We start from the raw sequence: 17,686 nt of genomic DNA, 5'->3' as shown, positions 1-17,686 counted from the left end.
CTGAAACCCTGATGACTGGCGCCCATTCTCCCTGGCCCCTGTTCTGCAATGACCTGGATCAGGCTCAGCAGTGGGTAAACAACAAACTCGCCCGCACCCCCGGCGATCTTGAGCTCGGACATCAGGCATTAAGCCTAGGACTCACCGACGCGGTGCAACAGCTCCTCAGCACAGGGAATCGGAATCTGCAGGATGCGACGGAACGTCAATGGAAATTCAGGCTGGCACGCCTCAAAGGAGCCAGGAACCCATATGCCGAACTAATTCCGCCGGATGTGCAGACCTTCACGGATTTACAGATGGATCATGCTCGCCGCATGGGCATGCCCGCAGTCGTGAGCCTGTTAGGCGGTATTGGTGATCATCTCGAGGCGATCAGCATGCTGCTGGAATGGAGCCGGATTGACGCGCACCCACTAATTCTCCAAGTGACCCCTGAGCGCGAACAAGCTCTCGCTCCCCTGATCGAGTTAATTCCCCAACTTTCACTGCAAAGCAGCATTCATCCGCGAGCGGTGCAAGGCATGGCGATTAGGGAGTGGATATGTAGACACTATGGACCTATCCATTACGGCACATGGATCACAAACGATGAGTATGACCAAGAAGCTACACAAGGCACTTTGTGTTGCTGGAGAGCCAAGGGAGAAGACAATCCACTATCTGCCTATCTCCGTTCCGTCCCATTTCCTCTAGTACTAACCTATTACAAAACAATGCAACAGATCCACCCCGGATCAGTCGTGATCGATATAAGTGACTGGAAATCCGAAGAAAAAGCCATACTCAGGGGGCTTGGCGTGGAATGCCTAGATCCACGGGAGATAGGACTTCAAGGCCTGACTCAAAAATGCATTAATAAAAGGATTATCACGATAGATACTGCCCTCGCGCACCTCTGCGCCGTGATGGGGTCAAATGCCACACTGATTCTAAATCAAATCCCCGACGAGCGCTGGAACGAGCTACGTCAACCAAATAACTGCTATGAGAAGTATTTAACCATTCTTCAGCAGACTCAATTTTGCAATTGGGAAGACATTATGTCCTCGCTGGTGTCTTGCTCGTCATCCTGAGAGGGAAACGAAACCACATTACCCAACAAACTATGAAAAGAACGGCCCCAGTGCTGCAACTCAAGCCATGACCCCATTGCCATCACAGGTTTGTAGAGGCGAAAGGTTTTGGCAATGCCAAGCGTTGCCGCACTCTCAAGCGGTGAAACAAAGGACGCATCTCCATCCAACCAATGGCTACTGGTCGTCCAAGCCTTCAGTTGCACTTGGCTCAAAACAAAACAGCCAGAATGAGGGTTTTTAGGTGACTCAAAATAAACTGTACCCCCAGGATAAGGGGCAGCAAAGCTAGGGCCAGGCTCAGGGATCACAAAGCGAAGATCGGACTCTGCCATTGGCCCGTCAATAAAGAAGCGGTCCACTTCACTGGGATGCCGCGCAAACTCAACACGATGCGGCAGCAGAAGACAATCATCTCCAGCGTTAGTGCGGAACCAGTCAATTTTTCGAAAAAACCATGGGTCGTGAATAATCAGATCATCCTCGAAATAACCGTAAAAGTCATAGTTTTGATCCAGGCGACTAGCGAGAAAACGCTGCGCCTCAAAACCCAAATGCTTTGGACTTGATGGTTTGGTTATTACCATCTGAAACAACCCCCGATAGTGAGAATCAAGACGATCAAGCACATGATTTTCACCGTCAGTGATTACTTTGATATCAATCTGATGCTGCAGCTGCCTGTTGGCAGAATCGGCGCTCATTGAAGCCATATTGAGCTGAGCCTGCCGATTTCCCAAACGCTGCAAGGCAAGCAACTGCTGCTGGAAAGCCTCGATCCTTGGCCTTGGGTCGGGCCTCAAAGAAGCGTGGGCACCTCCTCCCTCAGGATTCCAATAATGGACAATCGCAAGCAGTATCCGCACCAACGTCCCATTTGGGCTCTTATTTTCCCATGGCAGGCAAGTGGCTTCACCCCTTTCCGAGTCAGGTTGACACGGGTGGTCTAGAACTTCACAGCACTGCTTCGGAGCCCTGGCTCGATGTGCAGATTGCCCACGCCAGCCGCAGCATTGCCCGCATCAGGCAGGTGGATTTGAAGCTTGGCAAACGGCTGGAAATTCAGCTCCGCATGGCCCAACAAATGGCATGCCTCCTCGCACCACGCTTCAGCGGCGAGCACATCAGGATCCAGTTGCATGATGAAGATCCTGGCGTTAGCTGCCTGCGGATGGACGCACCAGTAGGAGCTGACCTGGAGTCATCACCGCTCATTCCAGACCCCTACTGCCTGGGAACCAACGGTTATGAGGAGTTCCGCAAGCAGTTAAGAACGAACCCCCTTCCTGCGTGGCGCAACCGAATTCCTGTGGTGTTTTGGCGAGGTTCAACGACGGGAAGCAAAGACATCACGCCGGACAACTTGCAATACAACCTGCGCTATCAGCTGTGCTGTAACAGCCTCTCCAAACAGGCGCACTTGGATGCCCGCTTCAATCACATTGTTCAGTGTCTTAACGATGTGAGCCTGAGAGCCGTCCGCGAACAGCTGCGCCATAAAGGATTACTGAGCCCGACCGTGGGGCCTTGGCATGCCAGCCTGCATGCATGGTTGATAGATATTGACGGTAATGTCAATTCCTGGGGACTGCTCTGGAAACTGCTCTCAGGATGTTGTGTACTCCGTGTAACAAGCCATCGCCAGCAGTGGTTTCACAAGCGAATGATTCCTTGGAAGCATATGGTTCCAATTGCTCCCGACCTCAGCGACTTACATGAGCGAATTCACTGGTGCCTCCGCAATAGGCAGCACTGTGAGTTCATTGCGGCCGCTGGTCAACAACTAGGGAAGCAAATCGTTGCCGATCTCAATCACGACCTTTGCGCAGCCACCGTGCGCTATGCCCAACATTGGTTAAAAGGATGAGCTGGAGAGCAGACGATTGGATGAATCAGGGGGGCGGCTTGCTCGCCACCAATCCAGCCCTTGCCCAACGCTTAATCGGAAAGGGATTAATGCTTGAACCAGATCAGGCCATCGGCTGGTTCAACCTGGGAATTGGGCTGCATCAGCAGCGGAAAATTTCAGCAGCCATCAAGGCTTATAAGCGTTGCCTTTCTCTTCCACACTCAGCCGAAACAGGCATTGCTACCCGCAACAACCTGTCGCAGGATCTACTCCTTCAAGGGGAATGGAAACTTGGATGGTTTCTCTACAACCAACGCTTTAAAAGAAAACCCGGTAATTACCCTATTTTTGCGGAGGCTTTCGGGGCAGCTCATGTCGCGGTGCCAAACCGGGAACGACCGGTGTTACTGATGAGCGAACAAGGCCTGGGCGACACCTTACAGTTCGTGAGATATGCACTCGCTTTGCAACACGAAGGCGTTGATGTGACAGTTCTTAGCCAGTCCCCGCTCGTAGGGCTCTTGCGGGATTCAGTTGGCTTGCACCAAGTAGATGATTGCCTCGACCTGGAAGAGCAACAAAAACGCAATCCCGTTTGGCTACCACTGATGAACCTCGGACCACTGATGGGTTGCATCAATGACAAGATTCCCCTCACAGGCGGTTATGTGAAAGCCAGTGCTGATTCGATCGCCAGATGGAGACATAAACTAAAACGCAAACCTGAGCATCTACTGATTGCCTTGCACTGGCAAGGGAACCCAGATCATGAGCACAGCCTTTATTCACGAGGACGCTCATTACCATTCCGGGAATGGCTTGGTCTCCAAGGAATCGACAAAGTGGAATTCGTCTCCATCCAAAAGGGGCAAGCAAGTGACCAACTAAAAACAGACCAAGGACTCGATTTCGTCAGTGGTCAAAAGGCAGTAAGTAAGTCAATGGATTTTTGCGACACAGCAGCTGTAATTGCGAATTGCGATCTTGTGATCAGTTCAGACAGCAGCGTTGCCCATCTCGCAGGTGCCATGGGGATACCCACCTGGGTTGCCTTGCGCTGGATCCCAGAGTGGCGATGGGGGCTTGAGGGAACAAGCACAGATTGGTACTCCAGCCTGAAGCTTTTCCGTCAACGCTTCGATGGGGACTGGACAGGAGTTGTTCAAACCATGAAAAAAGAACTGGAACAAATTCCTTTAAGAAGGAGAGAGTGACTCCAAAACTGAAAACAACGTTTTGAAGCTGAATCGCCAACTCAATGCGTCCAGAATTTCAAAGTTCTCCTGCACATGAGAATTCCTTAACTGCAGACGAGATTCCAAGAACTCAACAAAAATTCCCAACAAATAATCGGGATCAGACTCACCCCAAGCCCGAAAATTTTCATAATCAGATAAGGGGAGGCTCAATGGATGCTTACTTGGCAACGGCAATACTCCAGGGCAGCCAAGACACATCAGATCAAGATGACCTGAATTAGCAGACAGCACCGTTGGAATGCCACAGGCTATAGCTTCCATCGCAACAAGATTGGTACCCCCCTCGCAGCGATTAGGGAAAACAGCAAGATCCGCCTGCTTAAGCAAAGAAGCCAGTTGAGCTGAGTTCAAAATACCTGGAACAACGAAATTCCTACGAGGAACACCTTGGGACTCCAACCAATTCCCAATCGAATCAGCATCACCCTTAGCTGGAGCGCCTGAGACATAGGGAGACATAGAAATGCTCGACAGTGAAGCGCTCTCATTACACCAAGAAGCAATGAGAAGAGCATCTGGACAAATCGCAAGCAGCTTCTTAAATGCCTGGATAACAATATCTTGACCTTTGCGAATTTCAAGTTTTCCCCCTGAAAAAATAACAACACTCGCATGTATAAGGCGCGGCACCGGGATCGGATTAAATACAGCCGTATCTACCCCTTGAAGCACTCTCACAACACGAGACAGACCGTGCCGAAGCAAGATATTTTTATTCCAGGTTGACCCAGCAACAATCAAATCAAATTGATCAAGATAATTAACAAGATCATGATCAAGATTGGCAACTTCGAAGAAACCAATTGCAACCTTTTTCTTTCCATTTAGCGGCAAATTATTAGCGTCATTTAAGCCATTGCCAAAGCCATGAAATATATAATCATAAATCAGTTCTTGATCGTATTCTTTTGGCGGCAAGACACCAAACAGTTCCAAGCTGGCCGCATTGATCTGACGAGACAGAAGAGACCAGTCATAACCACAAGCTGGGGTCTTCCCTGCACCAAATGGAGTGTGGGGCCAGGCCAAGCCTTCACTCACTAAGGCCATGCAAAGTTGCTTTGCATAGATTCCCCACCCCGTCCACGGGGCTGGGGCCAAACCCACAAAGGCCGTAGTGCGTTTCTGATTCAAGTAATACAACTCAGCATGGCTCGCAGTTGATCGACACAGTCTGCCGAGCACCTCAACGTCGGCTTAAATCATCTTGGCTCTGATGCAAACGGGATAGCCAAAGAACGAATCGATCCAAAGCTGCCGCCAGGGCACCCCATCCAAACCTCCCAAAAACTTTCAGCCCATCGCGCCTTGAACGGCTGCCAACGACGGTGAGACCCTTAGCGCTCATACAACGCTGAATGCCGATGTTGTACACAAACCGAGTGTGGGGGCACTAGAGCGGATAAGCGATCACATCAACGCGTTGCGCCAAAACGCCTTCAACTGTTGGCGACGACGGTCGGGATAAGTGGGATGCCAGGCGATCGAATCGTTTTCATGAATCACCAACGGCATGACATCTGGACAGGCCAAAACCCGCCCCGCCTGTCCAGCTGCCATACAGAACGCCCAGTGCTCACAGCCCTGATCGCCCTGCCATTGCAGCTGATAACGCCGATGCAATTCCATAGGCAGAACCGCAATTCCGCCAAACGCAGATCGAACAGACACCGGTCGACCGGCCATCCAGGCTGCACGGTCATCAAGATCCCAGAAAGGGACGCGCGCACCCGTCATACCCTGGCGTCCGCCTTGATCAACCAAAGCAAAACTGTCGTAGTAGCTCCAGGAGCTGCGCCCGAAGATGTCGGGCAGGTTCTGCAGGGCGCTGGCACAGGCCATGGCCACGCCGCGGTCATGCTGCAGCACGTCTATCAACTGCCAGATGTGCCTAGGACTGGCATGAAGATCGGCATCGATAACAACCAACCAATCGAGGCGCTCATCAGCGAAACCGGCCAGAGCTTTGTTACGCGCATCCGCCATGCGCATGGTGCGGCTGATCTCGCGACCTCGCAGGCGGGGAGCACCCAACCGTTCGCTCTGGAGGAGGCCCGGGCGATCCCTCAGCCAAGCAGCCAAACATTGGGAGGTGTCGTCGCTTGAGTCGTTCTCATAAAAACTGCAGAACAGACGCTCCACTCTGGGGTCGGCCTCGATCGCTTCAAGCAACCCGAAAAAACGGGGCAGGGCCTGACTTTCATCCCTGAGGGTGGACAGCAGACCAATGCGCATATCAGCAGAACCAGCGCCGCCACCTTGGCCGATGGAATCTGCCCATGGTCTGGGTGGGGTGGCCGAAATCATCGACTACGTCCAGGCGAAACCCGGCCTGACGCGCCAGATCCTGCAACAGAGGTAGAGGGTAGTGGTAGGGATCCTGATGGGGAAAGGTCTCAAACTGACGCCCCCACTTGTTGCGCGGATGGGGCTTGAGCCAAAGGCGACCGGGCTCCAGCGCGAAGAACGTTGCATAAAGAACGCCATTCGGAGCTAGCACGGTCTGCAGCTGCAGCAAGGCCGTGAAGATCGAATTGAGGGTGAGATGGCTAAATACTGAATTGGCAAATGCGATCTGCACCTGGCGATCGACCGATGTGAACTCGAACTGTTCGGAGGCGAAAAGCGTATAGGGAGCCTGCTCCGAAATACCGGCCTCACGCAGTACCTCCTCACCAAAGGCGATAGTGCCAGGGTTGATATCTTGTCCGTAATACCAACCTTCGTTGAGCAGGGGAATCAGAGCCGAACCGAGCCGCATTGGACCGCAGCCGATATCGAGCACTGTTGAAGACGCTGTAAGGCCACTGCGCTGCAGAAACGAAAGTTGCATCTCCTGGTGTTCAGCCCAGATACGCTGCTGTCCACGATCCTTCTGCTGCCTCAGATCTTCAAGGAACACATCCTGCCGGTAGGGATTTTCCGCCTGAGTCATCGCGCTGCCTAGGGGTGAGACCAGTGAATGAAGCCCAGTTTCGCCAACCAGGTGAGCGACAGCTTTAGGTCATCGTGCTGCTCGACGGGCCAGGCGCTTAGCAATCTCTCCAGAGAGCAGGATTGGGCTCCTTCACTTTGAAGCTGGACCAGCAGTCGCTGCACATCCTCTGGACTCGCATGGAGCTGCCCGTAGAAGCGATCCAGACATGTGAGGTTGCTTAGCCGGTTACCTAACACAGGCAAAGGCATCGCCAGGCGCAGCTTGGTTTCAGGCCCGAGGCAGGCCGTGGCAAACGGCGCAAAATCGCGGAAAGGGTCGCCCCGCAGAGGGTGCTGAGCTTCCAAGCCGAGGCGTTCCTGACCGGCAAGACGACGCTCAGCCAGTTCTGCATAGAGCTGGTGGTGCAGACGCGCTACTACTGGCCAGTCGAAACGCTGCTGCACGGTGAGCCGGCCAGCCTCACCCATACGCTGACGCAGGGCTGGGTCTTCAGCGAGGCGCACAATGGCCGCAGCCGCCGCTTCGGTGTCGACCGCCACATGCTGTGCCACTGCGCCGACATAGTCCTGATAGGAGAGCAGGCCGTGATCGTGCTTTAGGGCTAGCTCTTCACCTTGCCTTGCATAGGGGGGGGCCAACGTCGGCACCCGGAAGCCCTCCCCCCCATCTTTAACTGTGTATCGGTAGCCATCCCAATCGCTCACTACAACAGGCAACCCAGCCGCCATCGCCTCCACCGGCGCCAGACCGAAAGTTTCCTGTGGATTATCTACTAGGGAAATGAAAAGATCCGCCGCAGCCCAACAGCAGCGGACCACCTCCGGGTTCTTGCCATCAAGAAAGTGCACCGGCACGTCCGGGGCATGGCACTGGGCCGCCTCCTGGTAGTAGCTATGGTCGCTTTCGCCGTTGGGAAACCAGCCCGCCATGACGAAATGGAGGCGCCTTCCACAGCGTTGTGCCGCTTTCTGAAGGGCGATGAACATGCCCTGGGGGTAGGCCTTCTCAAAAAACGAGAGCCGCCCCAGCCAGAGCACAAGCACGTCATGCTCCGTGAGGCGAAGGTGGCGGCGTAGGAAATCACGGGAGCGCTGATCGGTTCGCTGCTCGATGAGAGCCGCCTGGTCGACACCCAATGGCAGTAAGGGCAACTGGGGGCGCGGTGCACGGGTTCCACCGAAACGCTGGTTGAGGTGCACCTGCCAGCGATCCAGCAAGCCCTCCAGGCACTGACGCACTGCGGGTGAGGTGCAGATAAGGGCATCCCAGGGCTGCACAGGAGCCAGCAAAACCTCACCGATCAGCTCGCGCACTTTGGGAGGAGCCAAGGTATGGATCATCCCCACCAGGCTGTAGGCCTGATGGCCATGACGATGTCCTCGCTCCCAGGCTAGTTCGGAGAGATAGGGCTGACCGCGGAGCAGGGTGCCGGCCTGGACAGCTGAATCCGTTTGGATGAGTGACGAAACGCTGAGGCGGGCAGCGCCTGGTGCAGCTCCAAACTGCTGCTGCAGACTGGCCGGCGTGGGATGCTCCGCCGTGCAAAAGCTGATCTGATCAAAGCCTCCATGGCTTGCCAAGGCGGTGTAGAGGCCTCGGTTGGCCACATCCTTACCGAAAGGCTGATTCGGAAGACTCAGTCCGAGATTGGGGGCATGAATCGCCAGGCGCATGCCGCCACCACTGTTTTGAGGAGAGTTTACGGGGACTTGCAGCGATCAACAGCGACAATGAAAACCATGAGCAACCGGAAAAACGCCCTGATCACCGGCATCACCGGCCAGGACGGCAGCTACCTGGCGGAGCTGCTGTTGGAGAAGGGCTACGCCGTGCATGGCATCAAGCGCAGGGCCAGCAGCTTCAACACCACAAGGATCGATCACCTGTACCAGGATCCGCATGAGCTGGATCCACGCCTGACGCTGCACTACGGCGACCTGAGCGACGGCAGCAACCTGCAGCGAATCATTGAGCAGGTTCAGCCCGATGAGATTTACAACCTGGGCGCCCAGAGCCATGTGGCGGTGAGCTTCGAGGCACCGGAATACACCGCCAACGTGGATGCCCTGGGCACACTGCGCATCCTTGAAGCAGTGCGTATCTGCGGACTGGTCGACAAAACCCGCATTTACCAGGCCTCAACGTCCGAGCTCTATGGCCTGGTGCAGGAGATCCCCCAACGGGAAACGACTCCCTTCCACCCGCGCAGCCCCTACGGAGTAGCCAAACTTTACGCCTACTGGATCACGGTTAACTACCGGGAGGCTTACGGCATGTATGCCTGCAACGGCCTTCTGTTCAACCACGAATCACCGCGCCGGGGTGAAACTTTCGTGACTCGCAAAATCACCCGAGGCCTAGCCCGGATCGATGCGAACCTCGAGGAGTGTCTTTTTATGGGCAACCTCGATGCCCTACGCGACTGGGGCCATGCACGCGACTACGTGGAGATGCAATGGCGGATGCTGCAACAGAAGCAACCCGAGGATTTTGTAATTGCAACCGGCCGCCAGGAATCAGTACGCCGCTTCATCGAACTCTCGGCCAGCGCCCTGGGCTGGGGAGCATTGCAATGGGTGGGAGAAGGCGTTGAGGAAGTGGGGCGCCGCAGTGACAATGGTGAGGTGGTGGTGCGGATCGACCCGCGCTATTTCCGCCCGGCTGAAGTGGAAACCCTGCTCGGTGACCCGACCAGAGCAAGAGAGAGACTGGGCTGGACACCCAGCACCAGCCTGGAAGAGATGGTGAACGAGATGATCGATCACGACCGACAAGAAGCACGTAAGGAGGCCTACCTGAAGCGCAAGGGCTTCCAGGTGGTGGGACCGAGGGAATAAAGGAACGATGGCGATGCGACTGATCCAGCCGAGCGATCGTTTTTTTGTGGCCGGCGCCAGGGGCATGGCCGGCAGTGCCATCGTGCGGGCCCTCCAACGCAACGGCTATGGCAATCCAGCTCAAGGCGGCGAGCTGCTTACCCCTAACCGGCAGGAGTTAAACCTGCTCGATGACGCGTCCGTGCATCGCTGGATAAGTGAGCACAAGCCAGATGTGGTGGTGCTAGCTGCCGCAACCGTGGGGGGAATTGAAGCCAACCGCAGACGGCCGGCAGATTTCCTGCTCGAAAACCTGCGACTCGAAACCCAGGTGATCGAAGCAGCCTGGCGGACAGGCGTACGGCGATTGCTGTTTCTGGGAAGTAGCTGCATTTACCCCAAGTTCGCTGAGCAGCCGATTCGAGAGGAGTCACTACTCACGGGCGCCCTGGAGCCCACCAATGCCTGGTACGCGATCGCCAAGATCGCCGGGATCAAGCTCTGCGAAGCGCTGCGCCTGCAGCACAACTTTGATGCAATCAGCCTGATGCCTACGAATCTCTACGGGCCGGGCGACAACTACCACCCGAGCAACAGCCACGTACTTCCGGCTTTAATCCGACGCTTCCACAGTGCGAAGAAAAGCGGCGAAACCTCTGTGACATGCTGGGGCACAGGCAAACCCTTAAGAGAGTTTCTTCACTCTGACGATCTTGGCGAAGCCTGCGTATTCGCCCTGCAACACTGGTCGGCACTCAGCGAAGAAGCTCCTAGAGACGACGAGGGCAAACCACTGGCTTTTCTAAACGTCGGGACCGGCGTGGATGTAAGCATCCGCCAGCTAGCTGAACAGGTGGCCGATGCAGTGAGCTACAAGGGAACGGTTCACTGGGATAACAGTAAACCTGATGGCACTCCTAAGAAACAACTAGATGTAAGCAGACTCTCTGCCATGGGCTGGCAAGCACAAATTCCACTAACACAAGGATTGGTTAGTACCGTTGCTGAATTCGCTTCTTCAGAAAAGCCACGTGGCCTAGATCAGTGAAAAAATGATCCAGCAAGATGCTGCCATAGAGCAAGTAACAAATAAATTGAAAAAACAGCGTTTCTACAGCATTAATTAATCAGCAATACCGACAGAGCAACCCTGGAATATCAAGCAGTCAAAAGAAGATCATAGAAAAGGGTGGCGGTAGCGGGAACAGCCTGGAGAAAAATTCAAAAGGAAAACCAAACCTTAGTAGATTTAAACTTGATGGACGCATACAGAGTGGATATCAAAAAGAATCTATAAATAAACCCAGACAAGCTTAGGACTACTAATAGAGCAGGAAAATGATAACACCCGCAACAAGTCGGACACATGATTGGATTCACCTAATCAGACCATAAAAACTCGCAGTGGAACTTGGCAAAAGAGGTCCGGGCTAGAAATGACAAAGTGGCCAAAGAACAAAAATCATCAACTTGTACATTCAGGGACGGGGAATTGTCGCATTAGTCGTGCGCCAATTTCAATAAGCCAATCTAGAGAGGAATAACAGCAAAGACAACGATATAGCTTTAGCAAAATATTCTGAAGGTCGCCATCTAAAAACCCTGGCGAGAAACAATACTATCTGGGAAACTAGACCAAAAGAGATTTAACGGATCAGAAGGATTCGCGAATGGGGTATATCTGGATTACAAACATCTGAGCAATCCCTCAATATCAACGCCCGCCAGCCTTAAGCACAGTCTTTACGGTGCGAAACAAAATCAGGAGGTCAAGCCAAGAACTGAAATTTCGCAAGTAATAAAGGTCGTAGGAAAGCTTGAGCTCTGCATCCTCAATACTGCTCGCGTAAGGAGCGCATACTTGGGCCCAACCACTTAATCCCGGACGCATCCAGTGTCGTTTTCGATAATGAGGAATACGCCGCTCAAGCTCCTCTTCCAATTCGGGGCGCTCTGGTCGAGGACCAATCAAGCTCATCTCGCCGTTAATAACATTGAGTAGCTGGGGGAGTTCATCGACTCGAACACGCCGCAACAAGCCACCCACAGCAGTAATACGCTGATCACCCGGTTGTGTCCAGCGGGCCGGAGCATCAACAGGCTGCACAGACATAGTGCGCAATTTATATACAGTGAACGGCCTGCCCAACCATCCACTCCGCTGCTGGGCGTAAAACACAGGGCCGCGGTCTTCAAGCCAAATCAACAGCGCCGAAAGAAGAACAAACGGAGTGGTAAGCAAAAGCAAAACGCCCGATACAAGTAGATCTGCCATGCGCTTGAGCTGGGCTTGCACACTAAAGGTGGCAGCCCACGGCAAATCGTCATAAGCAAGAACAGTTTCGGGCATCAAAAAAGGTGGTAAACGCTCCTGCTGCTGCTCAAACAAGCTCAGAACAGAAAGCACACGCACCTGGCGTGGATCATGCATCTCAAGACTGGCGATTAATGGAGGCAAAGCAGGATCCTGAAGCGCGGACTGACTGAAAGCAACAAGAAGCGGCTCCTCAGTATTTTGGAGATGCTGGACGAAGGAAGATCCCGCAACCGGTAGTAGATGCTGTCGATGTTGAACCCTGGCCCAGGCTGCCAAAAGATTCTTAAGCTCTTCAGTCTGAGCAAGAAGCAGAATACGAGGCTGCACAGGCAGTAAAAAACCACGACGCAAGCCAACACGGACAATTAACGCCCAGAGCGTGGTCCCCCCAATCCAAAGAAACTGAATTTGATTGTCCACAATCCAAACAGCATCAACAGGGTTGATGAACCAACGAGCTGTCGAAAGGACAATAAATGTGGCGAAAGCAGTAATCAAAAGGCGCTGTATAAGCACCGGCAAAACCAGCCGTTTCCAACGAAGAACGGTATAGCTACCGAATAACCATCCCAAAATGGGATAAAGAACAAGCACAAACGCAAACCAAGACCACTGCTCGTCAGAACTGCTCACACCTTGAGCGCCGGCTGTCAAGGAGGGAATAAAGAGGAAGAGGGAAAGGATCAGAGCCTGACCGAACCAGTCAAGAAGCAGAGCCCGGAAAAGAAGTGAGCGCAAGTCACTCACCCACGCGGAAGGTTACGTACCCACACGGCTTGACAAAAGCATCTAACGCAAAGCATGACTGGATTAGGGAGATGCAAGGGAAATATGGTGCTAATACAAGCGACCAGAGGCCGTACAAAAGAAAGCGGATGAAGAGATTCGAACTCTCGACCCTCTCCTTGGCAAGGAGATGCTCTACCACTGAGCTACATCCGCGTTAGGGCGCTTGGGAGATACCCCTCACGACCCCGTAATCATGCAGCATCGAGGGCCCATAGGTCAATCCATGCAGAAAAGACAGTACAGGTTGGGGTGTGAATAAGCGGCAAGCACAGAGCGGGAGTGGGCTGTAGCTAGCGATATAAAGATAAAGCGGCCCATAACATCAGTCAGGTGGCAACAACACTGAATAATTACGAGATGTCACCATGCTTAACAAAGCAAGAAGCGTAATAAAGGTATCCAAAAGTCCAAAGACCGACGTAGAATATCACAAAGGATGTTTGCCACGGAAAAATAAAGATACGCACAGGATAGAAACGAGAAGAGAATTAAGGAGTAAAAGAGTAATAAATCAAATATAGAAGAGTAAAAGCCTGCAATTAAGGAGATCAAATGGAAACTGAAAGAAATCAAAGAAATAGAACTCTAATTATAATAACTAAGAAAAGGACAAAGAAATATGCATTTCAATGGGTGTAAGCACAAAAACAAAGCATAAAATAGAGCTATAGACCAAGAACGAATCAAAAAGGTAGCTCGTCAAAAACCAAGCTCTTTGATCTTGCTATAAAAAACATTTGACCAATACTCAAAAAATATTTTATCTTGATTGACACGGCCAACAACAGTTTGATCGTACATATCAAGAAGAGTCTCGTAGCTTAGAATCTGTTCCCAGGAATCAATAAATAAAGCACCTGTATCTAAAAAGTCCGTAAGAGCAGGATTTCTTCTAGTAATGGGTACAGAACCCATATAAAGAGTCTGCCAAAATCTATGTGTATCAACACCGTTTCCCCACGGACAAAGAACAAAACGGGCACGCCGAATCTGATTATAAAATTGCAATTGTTGATATTCGTCAGATGTGTCAATGATCATATTGGCAATACGAGTGTAAGGTGCTCGTATAGCGCTGAGAAGACAACGTTTACGTTCGACAGGATTAGTAGCCACAGAAAAAGAAGTAAATAACTCTTCGGAGACTTGTTTAGGCTTAGTGGTCTGCTCCTCAATCATTCGCTGAATAAGTCCAACGGAGTTGGATGGATGACACAATGAACCGAAATGCTTATTCTCGTGACCTAATGGAATTTTGGTAAATCTAGGATCCGAGGTAATGCAGTTTTGGCCAAAGATATGTGCAACATTGCAATCATCAAAAAAGAGAGAATAATCGTCACTTACGGAATAAACACTTCGTCCGAAAATAATAACTACACGCTTCTGTACTTTCTTTAGAGCATCATATAAGTGTCTTGCAAGATCTGTCACGCAGTAAATAATAGTCCCATCCTCAATATGATCTAAATTTAATGGAGAATAATTACGTGCAAAGAAGGTGTCATCACCTCTCATCAATGACATATCAGAGAGTTCTGCCATAAATGTATACGGCGAAATCAGCGGGTATGAGCTTACATACGTCTTTTTTGCAACTCTAGGAAGACGAAGGTATTTATCATAAATATCCATATGCACCTTTGACGAAAAACTGGTTTATGTTAAAATTATTATAGTAAATCAAATAGAAATTTGTCAAGCCATCAAGATTCGGAATTAAATAATAAAGAGTCAAGAGAATTCATCATAGCCATCACTGAGTTCGACAATTACTGCAATAAAATGGCAATAGAAAAAGCAGAACATAAACTAGGGGAAATAGAGCGTCGATTCCCGCAATATTACAATTTATGGGAGTACGAAAAAAGATATTTAAACGGAATTCGAATATCTGAAAGGAATGAAATAAGGGGATTTTTCTCAAAATACATATCGTCAAGCTTTATAGCATCAACCTCTATAGACAAACTACTTGAACTAGACCTACTTCTAATGGGGAGAGAGCAAGAAAGAATTGCACTCCACCATTTAATCTGGGACAACATGATAAAAACACAAAAGGTGAGAAGCAAGAGTAGAGATAGTGGAAAAATAGGATTTGGAGAAAAATTCAGTACAGGACTAGAGATCGAGCAATCAAAAATAGAGGTTGGAAATGAATACATTGATATACACCTAAATAGATTTAATACACCACCTCTTGAGGACTTTGACCTTGACTCACATTTTAGACTTTTAGGGATGTACATATGGACATTTTTATCAATGGGATATCGAACAAGATTATTTATACATAATATTCCACTGGGTGGGAATGGGTGGCCATCCGGCGATCCACTTCTTTTGATGCACAAAAAATATGGCGAAAACTTCAAGCAGACATTAATGAATGCTATTAAATATCTCCTAAGAAAACATCCACTAATAAATCAACTACACAATCGGATACAGATAATTAACCTAAAAAACGACAACGATATCGGCAAAACACTTCGGAGTAACATAAAAAGAATCGGGTCAGAAATCACCTCTATAAAACCGCCAGTTGCAACATTTTCAATTGCATGCGTAACAGGCGTACCATTCTTTTACTACCTAAGAAAATACAAATCGTGTCGCAACTATGTAGTATTGCCATGCGTAAATAACCGAGTGAGAGAATTACCTGACCTCATAACAGCTGTATTGAGTCCTTCGCCAAAACAAACACTCTCTAACAAACCGATTTATCCCTGGGGCTGTCCATATATAGATTTGCCTTACAAAGGATCAAGTTTGGCAGTAAATAGGTCAATTAGTGATCGAGATAGATTTATAGAGACACAACCAGAATTGACAAGCGAAATCATACTAATTGGAACCAAAAATGCAAAAAGCTTCTATAGTAAAAATGATAGACACACAATAGATAGAATACTAAAATCAAAAACAAGAAAGACAGGTGTAACAATTGTCGGCTGGGTAGAGTCAGCTGAAAATGAGATACTATATGACAACCTAGAGCACTACTTTGGAGATAGAATTCTAAAGTTGCCGTTTATCAATGGATTAGAGAGTTTTTTAGAGAAAATTTCTAGATCTCCCATACGAACCATATTATGTGTACCTCCACTCACATCTGGCAGCGGGGAAGCGGTAACACTATGTGCAAATGCTGGAATAGCATCAGTTGTGAACTCACCCAATGATATCTCACAAGTAATAGGTGAAAAAAATCTGTCAAAAGACATTGAAGAATACTACAATAATCTGTGCAATTTAATTCTATGCTCTGAGAATCTATATAAGGCTAATATATTGGAAGTTCAAAGGGCTATCGAAGTAACCAATAGATACAACGAGTACGTAATGAGATATCTACTAGATAGGCCATAAAATGAGCATATAGAAACATATTGATCATAGTAAGACAGAATAAAGGCGAATACACATTAAAACGCAAGAAAGGAATTCAATAAGAGGAACTCAATGTTAGCAATCAAGACAGAATAATGTCTACTCATTCTTGTCGGCATATGAAAGCCTTTGACCTAAGCGATTTTGATATAAACCCCTTGCAATAAGACAGCTTCCAATCACCCCATGATCATCATCTATTGACGCAAATAGCTCAATTTTAGGAAGACAAGACCTAAATGGCTTCAACCAATTATGTGAGGAATCTACTTCGCAAGCAAAGGGAGCTTCAAGAATATCCTCGTATCCGTACTGATAGTTGTAGCGTTGTCGGGTTATAAACTCAAATACCCTAAGGGAAGTAATGGAACAAACAGAGAAAAGAAAAGGATCAGCAGTACTTGATACTTGAACCCCATTTAAACGATCATAGACATAGATAAGGTTAGTCTCAAGACATGGCTCAGTAAGGTCATAGTGCATCTCTCTATATTTCCCAAACTGGAAGCATGAATAATAGAGAGAATCAGAAAGTGTCTGGTGCATGTCTAGACATACGTCAGGGATTATCGATGGATTCATGCAGATATGATCTTCCAACCAGATTAAAACATATTCATATCTAAAACGATAATCTATAGTGAATTTATGGGCTAGGTTAATCCAATCTCCCTGATAATAGCTCACAAATATATGAGAATGCTTGGCGAGACGTTCTCCGACAGACTTTGCATATGAACCGCGAAGATTAACATACCATTCAACACCATCTAAAAAGGGATATATAGAAAAGAAACTATCCCACATTCGTTGGCACCTCTCCTGATTATCAATATAAATATTGGCATAAACACAAAACAACTTTGGCACAGGTTGAAGGTTCATCTAAGAGAATGATAACATCGAGTTAGTCGGAGATCTAGAGTTGATAATGAGTAATAACAGATAAAAGACAGATCCAGTTAGGAACAAGAGGACTATTTAATGATAATCTTGAAAAATGCTGAAAGCCATAGCATCGATAAGCGATGGCAAAATAATTCAGCCAAGTTTGAGTAGAATGAAAGATTATTAGCCACGAAGTAAAACTAATGGGTTAATAAGCGACTATGCATTCAACTTATCTAGATACTACTGAAGGAGGCAATGGCTTATTATTCAAGATAAATATATGTAAAAGAGATCATAATAAGGCTGATGGGAAAATTTGGTAGCGTGATACAAAGGCTCGCGAAAACAAGAC

Annotated in this window: 14 protein-coding genes and 1 tRNA gene; 6 read left to right on the top strand and 9 right to left on the bottom strand. The window is 49.4% G+C overall.

The genetic code is table 11. From position 1 onward, the window contains the following. Positions 1-11: 11 nt before the first annotated feature. A complete protein-coding gene (locus tag FZZ85_RS04140; protein WP_226412534.1) occupies positions 12-1,076 on the top strand; it encodes a hypothetical protein in 1,065 nt (354 codons plus the stop codon). On the opposite strand, the gene FZZ85_RS04135 is transcribed toward FZZ85_RS04140, so the two are convergent. Further along, a complete protein-coding gene (locus tag FZZ85_RS04135; RefSeq protein ID WP_226412532.1) occupies positions 1,019-1,834 on the bottom strand; it encodes a hypothetical protein in 816 nt (271 codons plus the stop codon). The two genes, FZZ85_RS04140 and FZZ85_RS04135, sit on opposite strands and share 58 nt — an antisense overlap. 137 nt (positions 1,835-1,971) lie before the next feature. Here FZZ85_RS04135 and FZZ85_RS04130 point away from each other — a divergent pair, with 137 nt between their 5' ends. Then, positions 1,972-2,943, top strand: a complete 972-nt coding sequence (locus FZZ85_RS04130; RefSeq protein WP_226412530.1) for a glycosyl transferase family 90 — start codon at positions 1,972-1,974, stop codon at positions 2,941-2,943. Positions 2,944-2,963: 20 nt separating this feature from the next. Then, the gene (locus FZZ85_RS04125; protein ID WP_226412528.1) at positions 2,964-4,139 is read left to right on the top strand and encodes a tetratricopeptide repeat protein; all 1,176 of its coding nucleotides are present in this window, start codon (positions 2,964-2,966) and stop codon (positions 4,137-4,139) included. Here FZZ85_RS04125 and FZZ85_RS04120 read toward each other — a convergent pair. The 4 genes from FZZ85_RS04120 to FZZ85_RS04105 form a co-directional block, all read right to left on the bottom strand. Further along, positions 4,122-5,318 carry a glycosyltransferase family 4 protein gene (locus FZZ85_RS04120; protein ID WP_226412526.1) on the bottom strand — a complete coding sequence of 399 codons (1,197 nt, stop codon included), beginning with the start codon at positions 5,316-5,318 and terminating at the stop codon, positions 4,122-4,124. The two genes, FZZ85_RS04125 and FZZ85_RS04120, sit on opposite strands and share 18 nt — an antisense overlap. Positions 5,319-5,594: 276 nt before the next feature. Continuing rightward, on the bottom strand, positions 5,595-6,419 hold the full coding sequence (locus FZZ85_RS04115) for a hypothetical protein (RefSeq protein ID WP_226412524.1): 825 nt from the start codon (positions 6,417-6,419) through the stop codon (positions 5,595-5,597). A 1-nt stretch (position 6,420) separates the two neighbouring features. Continuing rightward, on the bottom strand, positions 6,421-7,119 hold the full coding sequence (locus FZZ85_RS04110) for a class I SAM-dependent methyltransferase (protein WP_226412522.1): 699 nt from the start codon (positions 7,117-7,119) through the stop codon (positions 6,421-6,423). Positions 7,120-7,127: 8 nt separating this feature from the next. Continuing rightward, entirely contained in the window at positions 7,128-8,795 is a 1,668-nt protein-coding gene (locus FZZ85_RS04105) for a glycosyltransferase family 4 protein (protein WP_226412520.1), read from the bottom strand. A 66-nt stretch (positions 8,796-8,861) separates the two neighbouring features. Between FZZ85_RS04105 and gmd the strand changes: the two genes are divergently transcribed. Continuing rightward, on the top strand, positions 8,862-9,959 hold the full coding sequence (gmd, locus tag FZZ85_RS04100) for a GDP-mannose 4,6-dehydratase (protein ID WP_370631131.1): 1,098 nt from the start codon (positions 8,862-8,864) through the stop codon (positions 9,957-9,959). Between the two features lie 13 nt (positions 9,960-9,972). Continuing rightward, on the top strand, positions 9,973-10,986 hold the full coding sequence (locus FZZ85_RS04095; protein ID WP_226412898.1) for a GDP-L-fucose synthase: 1,014 nt from the start codon (positions 9,973-9,975) through the stop codon (positions 10,984-10,986). Between the two features lie 666 nt (positions 10,987-11,652). On the opposite strand, the gene FZZ85_RS04090 is transcribed toward FZZ85_RS04095, so the two are convergent. The 3 genes from FZZ85_RS04090 to FZZ85_RS04080 form a co-directional block, all read right to left on the bottom strand. After that, positions 11,653-13,002 carry a sugar transferase gene (locus FZZ85_RS04090; protein ID WP_226412516.1) on the bottom strand — a complete coding sequence of 450 codons (1,350 nt, stop codon included), beginning with the start codon at positions 13,000-13,002 and terminating at the stop codon, positions 11,653-11,655. Positions 13,003-13,125: 123 nt separating this feature from the next. Continuing rightward, positions 13,126-13,197 (bottom strand) — tRNA-Gly (locus FZZ85_RS04085). Positions 13,198-13,743: 546 nt separating this feature from the next. After that, on the bottom strand, positions 13,744-14,589 hold the full coding sequence (locus FZZ85_RS04080; protein ID WP_226412514.1) for a hypothetical protein: 846 nt from the start codon (positions 14,587-14,589) through the stop codon (positions 13,744-13,746). A gap of 150 nt (positions 14,590-14,739) precedes the next feature. On the opposite strand from FZZ85_RS04080, the gene FZZ85_RS04075 reads away from it, so the two are divergent. Next, positions 14,740-16,422 carry a hypothetical protein gene (locus tag FZZ85_RS04075; RefSeq protein ID WP_226412512.1) on the top strand — a complete coding sequence of 561 codons (1,683 nt, stop codon included), beginning with the start codon at positions 14,740-14,742 and terminating at the stop codon, positions 16,420-16,422. A gap of 120 nt (positions 16,423-16,542) precedes the next feature. On the opposite strand, the gene FZZ85_RS04070 is transcribed toward FZZ85_RS04075, so the two are convergent. After that, a complete protein-coding gene (locus FZZ85_RS04070; protein ID WP_226412510.1) occupies positions 16,543-17,328 on the bottom strand; it encodes a hypothetical protein in 786 nt (261 codons plus the stop codon). Positions 17,329-17,686: the final 358 nt, after the last annotated feature.

This window comes from Synechococcus sp. MU1642, from assembly GCF_020514115.1.
In the GTDB taxonomy this organism is placed as follows: Bacteria; Cyanobacteriota; Cyanobacteriia; order PCC-6307; family Cyanobiaceae; genus Parasynechococcus.
Note: the sequence above shows the minus strand (reverse complement) of the source record. Positions and strands in the feature narration are given on the sequence as shown.

Excerpts from the sequence above, each read along its gene's own strand:
- FZZ85_RS04110 (WP_226412522.1), bottom strand. The coding sequence starts at position 7,119 with ATGACTCAGGCGGAAAATCCCTACCGGCAGGATGTGTTCCTTGAAGAT.
- FZZ85_RS04070 (WP_226412510.1), bottom strand. The coding sequence starts at position 17,328 with ATGAACCTTCAACCTGTGCCAAAGTTGTTTTGTGTTTATGCCAATATT.
- FZZ85_RS04105 (WP_226412520.1), bottom strand. The coding sequence starts at position 8,795 with ATGCGCCTGGCGATTCATGCCCCCAATCTCGGACTGAGTCTTCCGAAT.
- gmd (WP_370631131.1), top strand. The coding sequence starts at position 8,862 with ATGAGCAACCGGAAAAACGCCCTGATCACCGGCATCACCGGCCAGGAC.
- FZZ85_RS04130 (WP_226412530.1), top strand. The coding sequence starts at position 1,972 with ATGGCAGGCAAGTGGCTTCACCCCTTTCCGAGTCAGGTTGACACGGGT.
- FZZ85_RS04125 (WP_226412528.1), top strand. The coding sequence starts at position 2,964 with ATGAATCAGGGGGGCGGCTTGCTCGCCACCAATCCAGCCCTTGCCCAA.
- FZZ85_RS04140 (WP_226412534.1), top strand. The coding sequence starts at position 12 with ATGACTGGCGCCCATTCTCCCTGGCCCCTGTTCTGCAATGACCTGGAT.
- FZZ85_RS04095 (WP_226412898.1), top strand. The coding sequence starts at position 9,973 with ATGCGACTGATCCAGCCGAGCGATCGTTTTTTTGTGGCCGGCGCCAGG.
- FZZ85_RS04080 (WP_226412514.1), bottom strand. The coding sequence starts at position 14,589 with ATGGCAGAACTCTCTGATATGTCATTGATGAGAGGTGATGACACCTTC.
- FZZ85_RS04115 (WP_226412524.1), bottom strand. The coding sequence starts at position 6,419 with ATGCGCATTGGTCTGCTGTCCACCCTCAGGGATGAAAGTCAGGCCCTG.